12 protein-coding genes, 1 tRNA gene and 2 pseudogenes are annotated in these 12810 nt (G+C 41.2%); 7 read left to right on the forward strand and 8 right to left on the reverse strand.

The features are described 5' to 3' along the window. Positions 1 to 18: 18 nt before the first annotated feature. Together F995_RS07690 and F995_RS07695 are read left to right on the forward strand one after the other, a co-directional pair. Positions 19 to 945 carry a DUF808 domain-containing protein gene (locus F995_RS07690; RefSeq protein WP_004646278.1) on the forward strand — a complete coding sequence of 309 codons (927 nt, stop codon included), beginning with the start codon at positions 19 to 21 and terminating at the stop codon, positions 943 to 945. 48 nt (positions 946 to 993) lie between these two features. Then, entirely contained in the window at positions 994 to 1899 is a 906-nt protein-coding gene (locus F995_RS07695; protein ID WP_004646279.1) for a KPN_02809 family neutral zinc metallopeptidase, read from the forward strand. 37 nt (positions 1900 to 1936) lie between these two features. Here F995_RS07695 and F995_RS07700 read toward each other — a convergent pair. From F995_RS07700 to F995_RS07710, 3 genes and pseudogenes are all read right to left on the reverse strand, one after another. After that, a pseudogene (locus F995_RS07700) lies at positions 1937 to 2137 on the reverse strand (hypothetical protein); the annotation flags it as partial. Between the two features lie 23 nt (positions 2138 to 2160). Next, positions 2161 to 2862: an IS1 family transposase gene (locus F995_RS07705; RefSeq protein ID WP_004282341.1), complete on the reverse strand. Its 702-nt coding sequence runs from the start codon at positions 2860 to 2862 to the stop codon at positions 2161 to 2163. A gap of 8 nt (positions 2863 to 2870) precedes the next feature. Continuing rightward, positions 2871 to 3287, reverse strand: a pseudogene (locus tag F995_RS07710) (hypothetical protein); the annotation flags it as partial. Between the two features lie 215 nt (positions 3288 to 3502). Between F995_RS07710 and F995_RS07715 the strand changes: the two are divergent. Both F995_RS07715 and F995_RS07720 read left to right on the forward strand, forming a co-directional pair. After that, positions 3503 to 5002: a cation:proton antiporter gene (locus tag F995_RS07715; protein ID WP_004646282.1), complete on the forward strand. Its 1500-nt coding sequence runs from the start codon at positions 3503 to 3505 to the stop codon at positions 5000 to 5002. Between the two features lie 159 nt (positions 5003 to 5161). Next, complete coding sequence (locus F995_RS07720; protein ID WP_004646283.1) at positions 5162 to 5503, forward strand: MGMT family protein; 342 nt, start codon at positions 5162 to 5164, stop codon at positions 5501 to 5503. Between the two features lie 43 nt (positions 5504 to 5546). On the opposite strand, the gene F995_RS07725 is transcribed toward F995_RS07720, so the two are convergent. Both F995_RS07725 and F995_RS07730 read right to left on the reverse strand, forming a co-directional pair. Beyond that, positions 5547 to 5987: a universal stress protein gene (locus tag F995_RS07725; RefSeq protein WP_004279425.1), complete on the reverse strand. Its 441-nt coding sequence runs from the start codon at positions 5985 to 5987 to the stop codon at positions 5547 to 5549. Positions 5988 to 6227: 240 nt separating this feature from the next. After that, complete coding sequence (locus F995_RS07730; RefSeq protein ID WP_004646284.1) at positions 6228 to 6632, reverse strand: hypothetical protein; 405 nt, start codon at positions 6630 to 6632, stop codon at positions 6228 to 6230. A gap of 175 nt (positions 6633 to 6807) precedes the next feature. Here F995_RS07730 and F995_RS07735 point away from each other — a divergent pair. After that, positions 6808 to 6884: transfer RNA gene (locus tag F995_RS07735), tRNA-Met, on the forward strand. Positions 6885 to 7100: 216 nt separating this feature from the next. On the opposite strand, the gene F995_RS07740 is transcribed toward F995_RS07735, so the two are convergent. The 3 genes from F995_RS07740 to gltA all read right to left on the reverse strand — a co-directional run bounded on the left by F995_RS07740 (position 7101) and on the right by gltA (position 11033). Beyond that, positions 7101 to 8726, reverse strand: a complete 1626-nt coding sequence (locus F995_RS07740) for an NAD+ synthase (protein ID WP_004646285.1) — start codon at positions 8724 to 8726, stop codon at positions 7101 to 7103. Between the two features lie 372 nt (positions 8727 to 9098). Further along, positions 9099 to 9602, reverse strand: coding sequence for a hypothetical protein (locus F995_RS07745; protein ID WP_004646287.1), 504 nt, complete (start codon positions 9600 to 9602; stop codon positions 9099 to 9101). A 156-nt stretch (positions 9603 to 9758) separates the two neighbouring features. Continuing rightward, positions 9759 to 11033 carry a citrate synthase gene (gltA, locus tag F995_RS07750; RefSeq protein WP_004279429.1) on the reverse strand — a complete coding sequence of 425 codons (1275 nt, stop codon included), beginning with the start codon at positions 11031 to 11033 and terminating at the stop codon, positions 9759 to 9761. A gap of 1005 nt (positions 11034 to 12038) precedes the next feature. Between gltA and sdhC the strand changes: the two genes are divergently transcribed. Together sdhC and sdhD are read left to right on the forward strand one after the other, a co-directional pair. Then, positions 12039 to 12437: a succinate dehydrogenase, cytochrome b556 subunit gene (sdhC, locus tag F995_RS07755; RefSeq protein ID WP_004279430.1), complete on the forward strand. Its 399-nt coding sequence runs from the start codon at positions 12039 to 12041 to the stop codon at positions 12435 to 12437. Beyond that, a complete protein-coding gene (gene sdhD, locus F995_RS07760; protein WP_004279431.1) occupies positions 12437 to 12802 on the forward strand; it encodes a succinate dehydrogenase, hydrophobic membrane anchor protein in 366 nt (121 codons plus the stop codon). The genes sdhC and sdhD overlap by 1 nt, the downstream gene beginning before the upstream one ends. Positions 12803 to 12810: the final 8 nt, after the last annotated feature.

The raw sequence follows: 12810 nt of genomic DNA on the forward strand, positions 1-12810 counted from the left end.
AAGATAAGGATAATAAGTATGGCGAGCAGTTTATTACTATTATTAGATGATATTGCTACTGTTCTGGATGATGTCGCTGTCATGAGCAAAATGGCAGCAAAAAAAACAGCAGGCGTCCTTGGTGATGATCTGGCTTTAAATGCGCAGCAAGTGACAGGTGTGCGGGCTGATCGTGAATTACCGGTGGTCTGGAAAGTTGCCAAAGGTTCTTTTGTTAATAAACTGATTTTGGTGCCGCTGGCATTATTAATCAGCTTTATTGCAGGCTGGCTGATTAATCCCTTGTTGGTGCTGGGTGGTTTGTTCCTATGTTATGAAGGCGTGGAAAAAATTATTCATACCTTGCATACACCGAAGGCCAAGGACGCGGAACAGGCGCGTGAGCAATTGATTCATACAGAAATGGATTTGCACCAGTTTGAAAATGAAAAAGTCAAAGGTGCTATTCGCACTGACTTTATCCTGTCTGCTGAAATTATCGTGATTACTTTGGGAACGGTCGCCGCAGCCTCGATGCTGACCAAAGTGACTGTTTTAAGCCTGATCGCGGTGGTGATGACCATTGGTGTTTATGGTTTTGTTGCGCTGATTGTCAAACTGGATGATATCGGTCTGCATCTGACTGAACAGCAGTCCGATTTTAAACAAAAAATAGGACGTGGCTTGTTGGCATTTGCCCCGATCTTAATGAAAATTCTCTCCATTGTTGGGACCGCTGCGATGTTTCTGGTGGGCGGTGGAATTATTAACCATGCAATTCCTTTTATTCATCACTTTACTGAAGACAGTGTTGCTTATGTGCAGGATATTCCCAGCATTGGCAACATTGTCGGTGCCGTAACACCGACCTTGATTAATTTCGCAGTAGGAATTTTAGCGGGTCTGCTGGTCATGCTGGTCATCAGCCTGATTAAGAAAATCTGGCCTAAATCATCAAAAGCTTAAGGTGTGGAAATATCTGGATATTAAGCAGATTAAGAAAAGGAAAAGACTATGCGTTGGAAAGGTCGTCGTGTCAGTAGCAATGTAGAAGACCGTCGCGGTGGTGGTGCCAAAGCTGGCGGAATCAGTATTGTTGGGTTGATTGTAGCCTTTGTGGCCTGGAAGTTTTTTGGTGTCGATCCACAGCAGGCTTATCAAACCACCAAGCAGGTCACTCAGGGTGTATCGGGTGCAGCAGAAACACGTGGCCTGGAAAATCCCACGCCAGAACAGCAGGAGTCGATTGATTTTGTCGGCACCGTATTGGCAGATACTGAAGATACCTGGAATCAGGTGTTTCAGCAGCAGTTAAATCAGCAGTATGTTCCACCGAAACTAGTGTTGTTTAACGGCATCGTGAATTCTGGTTGTGGTACGGCTCAGGCGGCCATGGGACCTTTCTACTGTCCGACAGACCAGAAAGTGTATATCGATACGGCATTCTTTAAAGATATGCGCAGTCAAATGGGCATTACCGGAGAACAGAATGCCACCGAACTTTCCCGCAATGATCAGGCGGGGGATTTTGCGCTGGCCTATGTTGTGGCCCATGAAGTGGGGCATCATATTCAGACGATTTTAGGTATTTCTTCTCAAGTACAACAGGCGCGTCAGCAAGCAAGCGAAGTGCAAAGTAACCAGCTTTCAGTGCGTCAGGAATTGCAGGCAGACTGTCTGGCCGGCGTCTGGGCTTACCATAATCATGAGCGAACCCAATTTTTGGAACAGGGCGATGTGCAGGAAGCGATGGATGCCGCTCATAAAATTGGCGATGACTATTTGCAGAAACGTGCCCGCGGGCAGGTGGTGCCGGACAGCTTTACTCATGGCAGCAGCGCGCAGCGGGTACAATGGTTTAATACCGGCTTGAAATCCGGTCAGGTTGCGAATTGTGATACCTTTAATCAAAATATTTAAATGACTTCGATAAAAAAAGGAGCAGATGCTCCTTTTTTTATTTATGCAGAAAACGCCGGAAATTTCTTAATATCTTGATACTGACGAATAATGCAGCCAAAGCAAACAGTGCAATTGCAAAGACCGTATATTTGAGGTTGCTCATGTCATTTTGATAAAACTGCTGAATATCTTGTTTGTTATATTCTAAAGCAGTTGCTTTGCCAGTCCGGCTATCTCTGAACTGGATTTTTTGGTGGTGTTTCAAAAAGTATGCTGGCATTAAACGAATCCATTATTGATATAAAAGAACACTAAATCAAAGGCTTTGAAATGATTTTCAAGCTTTTTGGAGAAGTTGCAGCTTCTCCTAAAGCCTCGCCTGATTCGATGCCGTAATCGACAATTATTGCCTTCTATACCCACAGTGAAAAATTTACCAATCAACTGTTTGCATTCTTTAAAGGTCGTAACAAAGCTATCCCAATGGTCACTTGATATACATGTATAGCTTACACCTAACTGCTTCAATTTTAATTTAAGTCGTTTTGCAGTGGCTAAATCTCGGTTACCCCATACATAAGCAACAATTTCACCTGTTTCTCGATGATAGGCATAAATTAGCCATTGTTTATTTTGCTTATGACCAACAAAAGTCCAAAACTCATCTACTTCAAGGGTTTCATAATGACTTTGCTGTGCTCGAAGTTGATATTTTGATTGGCTAAGTGTCCGTAGAACTTTACCGATACTTACTCTTTCAATTTCTGCTATATCCCTGACACCACTGCCTCGCACCATGAGGTGTAATATTTTGGTTTTGATACCTGAGTGACAGCCTTGATAACTGAGAGCATGATCACCAATAAATTGACGTCTGCATATTTTACATTGGTAATTTTGCTTACCATCTACTTTTGTGCCATTTTTCTTTATACTGTCACTTAGGCAGGCTGGACACTTGATTTCTAGAGTTATTCGCATTTCTCTATTTTATCAAAATCCAACCTGCTTTTTTTCAGCATACTTTTTGAAACACCACCGATTTTTTCAATATAGAACAGATTTCCCGCTTTGATTAAGTCAACAGTCTGGATTTGACGGGTATGCGATTGATTGTCTTCATCGCTACATAAAGCGCTGTAATGTTCACAGTTGATTTTGGCCACATAACCATTTCCTGCAATCAGAATAAAAATGGCATTGTCCGGTCGCTGGTTATTGGACACCAATACATACTGCTCCCCGGTTGAACTTTGTAAGGGAATGCTGGTGGCTTGCTGATAATGCTGTTCTGCTTGCAGAATTTCCTGAATTTTAGCAAAGCAGGTAAAACATAAGGACAACGTGATCAGAAAAATCACGCTGGCAAAACAGAGACGAAAAATGGTTTTGACAGTTTGATGCATGGGAGAAAAATTCAAAATAGAATGATGGGAAAGCAAAAGCCGAGTGCTGATCTGTATGTTAAATCATCATTCGAAAATACTGAAAAGAAACTTAACTCAATTCGATAAAAAACGGACTAAACTTGTTTTGCCAGAATACCTTGCTATTCAAATCTCTATTTTAACAACGCCTCTCGGCGCATAGTGCTCCATATCGCCCGATTTTAGGAAACCGAATGGGAAATTTCTTTTTTCTTCAGCTACTCACAGTCGTATTTGCCCTGTCCATTGCTACGACGATGTTTAATAAGCGTGTTTTGGGTTTTCCGCAAGCGATTGGTGTCCCTATTGTCTCGGCAATCTTTGTTTTCATTTTGCAGTGGGGCGCCAGTTTACTGCATGGCAATCCATTCTTTAGCATCAATATTGACAATATCGAGCAGGCTGTTCGTCACGTCGATTTCTATGATTTTCTGATCAATGGTGTGATCTGTTTTATCCTGACCTCATCTGCGCTGAAATTTAAAGTTTCGGATTTACGTAATCACTGGCGGCCGATCAGTATTCTGGCCGGTCTGGCTTTGGTGTTCTGTGCAGTGTTCTTTGGCGTAGTGTTGTATGGTTATCAGTTCCTGATTGGTAAGCATGTTGACTTGCTGGTTTTGCTTTTGCTAGGGGCGGCTTTAGGCGCTACAGATCCGATCGGTATCAAAGGCGTATTGAGTTCGGTTCGCGCACCGCATCATTTGATCGTTAAATTGGAAGGTGAGTCGTTATTTAATGATGCAATGTGTATTGCCTTATTTATGACCTTACTTAATGTCCTGCAAGGTGAAAACTTTACGATACTGGCAGTACTGCAAACCTTGCTTTATGAGATTGTCGTGGCAGTGCTGATTGGTCTCGGATTCGGTTTTGCGATCTTGCGGATTTTGCGCGGTAAGCATGAAATGGAATCTCTGATTTTGACCACGGCCTTGCTAGCTTGTGGTTCCTATCTGGTGGCTTTGCTGGCACATGCTTCCGCGCCAATTGCCTGTGTGATTGGTGGTTTGATTGTTGGCAATAAATGGAAAGAAATCCTAGCAGATGCCGAAATTGGTGACGTTAATCATTTCTGGCATACGGTTGAGGGAATTATCAATTCATTCCTGTTTACTCTGATCGGTCTGGAATTGTTTATTCTGGACTTGAGTACCAGTCTGGTTCTGGGCGGGATGGTGGCCTTTGTGATTCTGCATCTGGCCCGTTTTGCAGCCAACTATCTGGCCTTTGCTATGTTCCCAAAAGTCAGCAAGAAAAGCTATAACGGTAGTTTGACCATCCTGTCTTGGGGCGGGGTACGTGGCGGGATTTCTTTGGCCTTAATTCTGGCGGTCGCCAATATTCCTCAGCTGGAAGCCTATAGCAGTATTCTGGTGGGTTATACCTTTATTGTGGTGCTGTTGTCCGGTGTGGTGTGCGGCTTGGGCCTACCTGCGGTCATGAATGCCTTTTATTATAATCCCAATGAAGAGACACAGGGCTTTAAAGGTTGGTATCAACGCATGTGCCATAAAATGAATCGTAAGGGTTTTCGCTATATTGTCGGAGAAGATGCCAAAGGAAATGAGACTATTACTATCTTTCAGCCAGAAATTCTGATTGATCAGAAAGATGCAGATGGCGTTGCCACGGTGCATCATCCAGATAAGGTTCAGGAAGTAAAACGCTTAGAAAATCCGGATAATTTCTAAAGATAAAACTTAGAAGATCAAGAGACTGTTAGATTGGTTTTTATAGTGAGATGAGAGCTTGAATCAGCGTATTTCATCAGGCTTAATCACTCTCCTATAGCTTTTTTACTGGGGGTGGATTGTGATTTTTGATTTAAATAAGCTATTAATGAGATGAAAATGACCCAGACAAGTTCAGCCAGTCAGGAAATGGCAGAAATGATTTTGGCTGTGGTCAATCAGATTCCGTATGCCAAAGTCGCCACCTACGGACAGATTGCTAGACTGGCAGGTTTACCCAAACATGCGCGATTGGTCGGACGGGTATTAAGTCATCTAGATTCGGACACTGATATTCCTTGGTATCGGGTGATCAATGCCCAGGCGAAAATCAGTGTGAAGCAACTGGACGAACATGGCCAGAATATCCAGCAGCAAAAACTCATGCAGGAAGGAATTTTTCTTAAAGGTGATCGCTTGGATTTAAAACGCTATCAATGGGATTGTCTGGTCAAGATATAAAAGAAATCCCCACTTGGTGAAAAGTGGGGATTTTAAACATAACTTAGTTGCGAATCACCATTACTGGGATATCCGCTTGGCCGAGAATGCTTTGCGCTACGCTGCCAAGGAACAGCTTTTTGAAGCCCGTGCGACCATGGGAACCAATCACGATCAGGTCAGAATTTAAATCTTTAGCTGCTTTGACAATCTCGCTATAAATTACCTGACCCTCAAGGAGCTGTGTATCCACTTCAACACCGGCACCAGAGAATTTTGCTTTGGCTTCATCCAGCGTTTTCAGGATGGAAGTACGGGCACGTTCAATCAGGTCATTGGTTTGTGCCGCAGAGATATATTCCGCAGCGATATAAGGGTCCAGTGCCAGCACTTGAACCACTGTGACTTTACTGTTAAATGCTTTGGCAATTTCTACAGCTTTATCCACTGCAGCATACGATGTTTCTGAACCGTCAACAGGTACTAAAATATGTTCAAAAGGCATTAGAATTCTCCTGAGGGGAATTTAGAGTTATAAAATTATGACGCGTTAAACCGGGTACGAATAGTTGTTTATACTTTGATCATAGCCTGTATTGTATAAAAATAAAACCAAGTAAATACATAGGTATAATGTCTAATAGATTAAAAAATGAAGCACCTGTTTAGAGCTATTTAATTGGGTGATTTATTTAGCCTAAGTTAATAATTTATATGTAATTAATGTGATAGCCTAAGACAGTGATTAATCACATCGAATAGAGGTCGGGTCTAATTTTATTTGCGGTGACAGCTGTTCATAGCGATTTAAAATTGTTTGAGCTTCACCTGCATAAATTTTTTGCTGTAGCTGCCGGATTTTATGTTCTGTCACATGTAAACGCGCACAATGTAATGCAATCTGATTTTCCCGGGTTACCGCCAGTCGTTGGCTCTGATCATATTCCGGATAGCGCTCGATTTTCTGCTGTGCTCTGCTGAGTTGTGCCAAAGACCTTTTCTGCTGCATGCTCATCAGTTGCTGCTGATTAATCCACTGTGCCACATCACGTCTGACGCCATTATAATCTACGAAAATAGGCGAGATGGTCTGGCAGGCACTCAGACTTGAAAGGCCAATGAGTAAAATAAATATTTTGATTTTATACATCTAATGATTCCTCGAAGAATTAAATGGTGCTATGAATGCGTGAATTACATACTAAAAAACCCTTTTTTGTTTAAAATTTAAAAGTTTATTCCGTATTTGCATAAAGACTGAACATTTGTGTTTTAAAATGCTTGACGATAGAAGCTGAAATTACGATAATGCGCACACAGTTTACGGCTATGTAGCTCAGTTGGTTAGAGCACCGCACTCATAATGCGGGGGTCACAAGTTCAAGTCTCGTCATAGCCACCATTTTAAAAGACCAAGCTCTCAGCTTGGTCTCTTTTTTTGTCTTTTAAAAAGTACTGCAAACTATAAAAAATATTTGAAGCATCCACTAATTTTTTCAGATTTCTCAAAACATCATTTTTCCTTAATGTTGAGTCTGATCTTCATTTTACTGTCGCATAAAAAAATCGCCCAAGCATTCACTTGGACGATTCTGATTTACATCATTGAGAGCAGAATTTAGCTACCTGCTTTCCATCCATTGACGATTGGATAACGACGCTCACGACCATAAGAACGTGAACTGATACGTGGTCCAATGGCACCTTGGCGGCGCTTGTACTCATTGATATCAACCAGACGAATCACTTTTTTCACGACTTCAGCATCAAAGCCTTTGGCAATGATATCGTCTTGACTCATATCTTCTTCAATATAAGAGTACAAGATCGCATCTAGAATGTCATAAGCAGGCAAAGAGTCTTGATCGACCTGATCCGGACGCAGTTCTGCTGAAGGTGGGCGGGTAATCACACGTTCCGGAATCACTGGAATTTCTGAAATGCTGTTACGATACTTCGCCAGTTCAAACACAATGGTTTTATATACATCTTTCAGAACTGCATAACCACCGACCATATCGCCATACAGGGTGCAATAACCGACAGCTAGTTCAGATTTATTACCGGTTGCCAGCACCAGATTACCGAATTTATTAGACAGGGCCATCAATAAGGTGCCACGTGAACGTGCTTGCAGGTTTTCCTCGGTGGCATCGACTGGAGCATTGCCAAAGAATGGGAATAGCACCTGCATAAAGCCGCTTACCACTGGATTGATTTCGGCAATACCGAAAGTCACGCCCATATTTTTGGCTTGAGCCGCTGCATCTTCTACACTGATTTGTGCGGTATAGGTATAAGGCATCATCACGGCTTGAACTTTGTCTGCACCAAGCGCATCTACAGCAATCGCCAGGGTCAGGGCAGAGTCAATCCCGCCAGACAGGCCCAGAATCACACCTGGGAAGCCAGAGCGTTGTACATAATCACGTGTGGCCATGACCAGGCTTTGATAAATCTCAGCCATGGTGTCTAAAGCAGGTGCAATTGCGCCTTTGCTGAATTGCAGCTGTTCAGCATTAAATTCTGCAATTGCCAGATTTTCCTGGAAAGTTGGTGCCTGTAAAGCCACCTCGCCAGATTTGTTGAGCACAAAACTGGTACCGTCAAAGATCAGATCATCTTGGCCACCGACCTGGTTACAGTACACCAGATTGATATTTAGCTGTTTGACCAAGGCCGCCATGGTTTCAATGCGATGTTGTGGTTTACCCACTTCATATGGCGATGCATTCAGTACCAAAGCTGTGTCGATATTCAATTTTGCCAGTTGCTGAACAGTGGCTAAAGACCAGACATCTTCACAGATCAGTACGCCAAATTTATGTCCAAGATACTCAAAAACCAGATGCTGATGACCTTCGCCAAAATAACGCTTTTCATCAAATACGCCATAGTTTGGCAACACTTGCTTGTTATAAACACCCAGTACTTCGCCATCTTTCATGACAGCAGCCGAGTTATAACGCTGACCATCTTCAGTTTGATTAACAAAACCAAAGACCATGACAATATCTTTTACTTCAGTCAGTTTTTCAAAAGCCGCTTTGGTGCGTTTCACCAGGCTCGGGCGAATTAATAAGTCTTCTGCAGGGTAGCCCAGCGTTGAAAGTTCAGGAAAGATAATCAGATCCGCTTTATCTTTTTTAGCCTGATTCGCCAGATCAATCATTTTTTGCGTATTTGCATCCAGATTGCCCACATGTGGAGAGAATTGAGCAATTGCAATTTTAAAACTTTTCATTCCAAGTAAATCCTATTCCTATAGGTTGATACACTAAATTACTGATTTTTATAATTCTAATTATCCAGTTGAGTGCACATCGATATTCATAAAATGCCAAATGGCTTAAATAAAAAAACTTTTTATCGCATGATCATTGAATCTTAATCTGCGATGCAAAATAATCATACCGGCTTATTTTATCGAAATTTTATCGATAAGCTAGAGCTGATTTAGCAGAACAGGCATTGAGTGAAAAAGTTATTATATAAAATTAGAAAATATGCTGATTTTTTATGCATCTAGGCTTATATAGATTTAAAGATTGAAGTCGAAATTTTGGCTTTTAAAATATGCCTTATCTATTTTCTTTGGAATTAAACTGATTAAATATCATCTGTTTATTTGTGAGTTTAAAATAATATTCGGAATTTTTTTTAGAAAAATATCCCGGGCAATATCGCCTTGCTGTTCAATATTGTAGGTTGAAAATGATTTGTTGGGATTAAATTGATATTTGTACGGATTATATTTTCCCAAGCTAAGAAAATAAGCACTTTGTAAAAATGCGCCTTTTAAAAGCACATTGATGCGGCATTGGTGTTGATAAATATGCGCCATCTCATGAATAAAGAGCGCTTGATAAGATAAACTCTCGCGTGAATAATCTTCCCGATAATTTAAATTGCGTACATGTATGTAGCCACTGGGCGCCATAATGACATGTTTGGATTGCCAGGGCAGGTAGGGGTGATTCATGATTTTAACGCGGGAATAATCGATCAGGTTGCCAAATACTCGTTGGGAAATTTTGATTTCACCAGACGTTAAACTGCGGCACTTAAACTGTTCAAAACGAACCAGTCTCAAAATAAAGGGCAGAAAATACAACAGCATTCAATATACGTCCTGTTTTTAGGTGACTTAATCCGTGAATATGATTTTGATATATTCATTTTAAAACGTTTCAGGTCAATTTTTTGTAGGCTTTTGTCAGTGCTAAAAAAACCACCCGGGTGGGTGGTTTTCTTGAGTCTTTCGACGCGGTTCGAATTAACGAACGATATCGCGTTGAACTTCGCCAGTATAAAGCTGACGAGGACGACCGATCTTGTAAGGACCGCTGTGCATTTCTAACCAGTGGCTGATCCAGCCAACAGTACGTGCAAGCGCGAAGATCACAGTAAACATTTCTGTCGGGATACCAATCGCTTTAAGGATGATACCTGAGTAGAAGTCTACGTTCGGGTATAGGTTACGCTTGATGAAGTATTCGTCAGAAAGCGCGATACGTTCAAGTTCCATAGCCAATGCAAGCTGTGGATCATTGATGCCAAGTGCACCAAGAACTTCGTCACAAGTTTCTTTCATTACTTTCGCACGTGGATCGAAGTTTTTGTAAACTCGGTGACCGAAGCCCATTAGTTTAACTTCTTTAGTTTTTACTTTTTCCATGAAGCCAGCAACGTTTTCTACAGTGCCGATTTCGTCAAGCATCTTAAGAACAGCTTCGTTCGCGCCGCCGTGAGCAGGACCCCAAAGTGCAGAGATACCAGCAGCGATACATGCATACGGATTCGCACCGGTAGAACCAGCTAAACGTACTGTAGACGTAGACGCATTTTGTTCGTGGTCAGCATGAAGCGTGAAAATACGGTCCATTGCTTTTGCAAGAATTGGATCAACTTTATAATCACGGTCTGCAGGAGTAGCAAACATCATGTGCAGGAAGTTTTCTGCATAACCAAGGTCGTTACGTGGGTAAACGAATGGTTGACCGATGGTGTACTTGTAGCTCCAAGCCGCCAGCGTAGGAATCTTCGCGATTAAACGAATTGCAGTGATTTCACGGTGGTTCACATCTTCGATGTCAAGGTTGTTGTGATAGAACGCAGACAACGCACCAACCACACCTACCATGATCGCCATAGGATGCGCATCACGACGGAAACCATTGTAGAAACGGCTAACTTGATCGTGAACCATTGTATGGTTACGTACTTTAGCGTCAAATTCTTCTTTTTGCTCAGCAGTTGGAAGTTCGCCATTTAACAATAAATAGCAAGTTTCCAAGTAATCAGCTTTAGTCGCCAATTGATCGATTGGGTAGCCGCGGTGTAAAAGTACACCTTTGTTACCATCGATGAACGTGATTTTAGACTCGCACGCAGCTGTCGCCATAAAACCAGGATCAAAAGTAAAGTGACCTGCAGCCAACACATCTTTAACGTCGATTACATCTGGGCCCAATGTGCCGCTGTAAATTGGTAGTTCAATTTCTTTGCCATCAAGCTGTAAAACGGCTTTCTTGCCAGTTGCTTCAGACATTCAATAGATCTCCTGTCCTGGTGAATGTATATCCGCTTTGTCTATCAATCTTTTAATGCACAAAACGGACGGATCAAAAATTTGCTATAAGATTAGTGAGTACTGAAATTTTGTCAATTATACTTATGGATGAAAAATGACGGCCGCACAGCAGTTTAGTCACATTCGCTCAGTATAAAAAGTTCAGTAAAATCACAGCATCAAACCTCTATAATAAGTCAAATTGATGCAGAGGTGCAGAAAAAAATAGACTGCTTGGGGCATTTGTAAGCGTTTTTTCCTAGCAAGAAATGCGGGCGAAAATAGTGAAAGATTAAGGTGAGCATGCTTAAAACTATATAAATCTCATAACTTACATCGTTTTTGCCAAGCTGAATTTAACAGGTAGAATTATAAATAAAAGCAATTAATTGAATTTTGAATATGGTTCAATTGATTAAAAAGTAGCTTAATAAATGGCCAGTTTGGCAGCAAAGGTAAGCAGTATAAAAATAAATGAATGATTTTTTGAATCTAAATGCTTCAAATCGATTGAAAAACCCATCGTGTGGTGTACTAAGTCGCTATTTAACATCAGGTTATCTGAATCACTGCGCTGCTGATGAATTGGGGCAATTGGTCTGTTAAATCTAGACACTTGATTTAAATCTGAATTAAAAAGAGATTTAAATAATATTTGTGATGGAACTGTGCATCTTTAGTCTAAAACTCAAACATGATCCTGTAGGCTGAAAACCGAGTAAATTAATCATCTTAATTATTTAAAAACAATCATATAGATAGGAATTGAAAGGGTGGAATAATATATAAAGTCTGACTTATTGTTGTTAATGATTCTTATTTAATGGTTTTTTATCCAAAAAGCCAAATTCAGCCGTTTGTATTTTAATAGTTCACGTTTTATAATTCAGTGTCGTTTTGATTTTAGGCATGTATTTGCCTGAGAATGCCAGCTTTCCTTCGAATTAATTCCAACAAACTCCGGATGGAGTTTTTACTTACAGGATGCCCGCTGTGAAAAGCAACAGACCTGTCAATTTGTCCATGGGTCAAGTTTTAGAAGTAAACTTAAAATCACCCGTGGCTATTGCATCAATTCTACACCGTCTTTCAGGTGTTATCGTATTCTTACTCGTACCGGTCCTTCTATGGATTTTAGACAAGTCATTGTCTTCGCCTGAAGGTTTTGCGCAAGTTCAAGAAATCTTTAACGGTTTCATTGTTCGCTTTATTGTATGGGTATTTGTCGCCGGCATGATTTTTCACTTTATTGCGGGTGTTAAGCATTTACTTGCTGACATTGGCGTTGCTGAAGAACTAGAAAGTGGCCGTGTTGCATCTACTATCGCATTAATCTTGTCTGCAATCGGTATTGTTGCAGCATTTGTATGGATCGTACTCTAATGAAAAGCGCTACTGGTTTAACAGGTTCAGGTTCTCGCGATTGGTTTCTCCAACGTGTCAGTGCTGTAGTTCTAGCTGTTTATACCGTTGTTGTACTGGGTTGGATTCTACTGAATGGTGGTTTCAACTTTGAACAGTGGTACGGCTTTATGATGACAGTTCCAATGAAGATTATGTCTTTATTGGCGGTCTTATCTCTTGTTGCACACGCATGGATCGGGATGTGGCAGGTATTCACGGATTATGTGACTACTCGTCAAATGGGTCCTTCAGCTTCAGGTTTACGCCTTGTACTGACTTCAGCAGTGATCATTGCTGTACTTGCATATGCAATCTGGGCGATCCAGATTTTTTGGGCGAATTGATAGGAAAC

Origin of the sequence: Acinetobacter sp. CIP A162 (genome assembly GCF_000367905.1) — a bacterium.
Taxonomy (GTDB): Bacteria; Pseudomonadota; Gammaproteobacteria; order Pseudomonadales; family Moraxellaceae; genus Acinetobacter; species Acinetobacter lwoffii.

Excerpts from the sequence above, each read along its gene's own strand:
- F995_RS07690 (WP_004646278.1), top strand. The coding sequence starts at position 19 with ATGGCGAGCAGTTTATTACTATTATTAGATGATATTGCTACTGTTCTG.
- F995_RS07695 (WP_004646279.1), top strand. The coding sequence starts at position 994 with ATGCGTTGGAAAGGTCGTCGTGTCAGTAGCAATGTAGAAGACCGTCGC.
- F995_RS07705 (WP_004282341.1), bottom strand. The coding sequence starts at position 2,862 with ATGCGAATAACTCTAGAAATCAAGTGTCCAGCCTGCCTAAGTGACAGT.
- F995_RS07715 (WP_004646282.1), top strand. The coding sequence starts at position 3,503 with ATGGGAAATTTCTTTTTTCTTCAGCTACTCACAGTCGTATTTGCCCTG.
- F995_RS07720 (WP_004646283.1), top strand. The coding sequence starts at position 5,162 with ATGACCCAGACAAGTTCAGCCAGTCAGGAAATGGCAGAAATGATTTTG.
- F995_RS07725 (WP_004279425.1), bottom strand. The coding sequence starts at position 5,987 with ATGCCTTTTGAACATATTTTAGTACCTGTTGACGGTTCAGAAACATCG.
- F995_RS07730 (WP_004646284.1), bottom strand. The coding sequence starts at position 6,632 with ATGTATAAAATCAAAATATTTATTTTACTCATTGGCCTTTCAAGTCTG.
- F995_RS07740 (WP_004646285.1), bottom strand. The coding sequence starts at position 8,726 with ATGAAAAGTTTTAAAATTGCAATTGCTCAATTCTCTCCACATGTGGGC.
- F995_RS07745 (WP_004646287.1), bottom strand. The coding sequence starts at position 9,602 with ATGCTGTTGTATTTTCTGCCCTTTATTTTGAGACTGGTTCGTTTTGAA.
- gltA (WP_004279429.1), bottom strand. The coding sequence starts at position 11,033 with ATGTCTGAAGCAACTGGCAAGAAAGCCGTTTTACAGCTTGATGGCAAA.
- sdhC (WP_004279430.1), top strand. The coding sequence starts at position 12,039 with ATGCCCGCTGTGAAAAGCAACAGACCTGTCAATTTGTCCATGGGTCAA.
- sdhD (WP_004279431.1), top strand. The coding sequence starts at position 12,437 with ATGAAAAGCGCTACTGGTTTAACAGGTTCAGGTTCTCGCGATTGGTTT.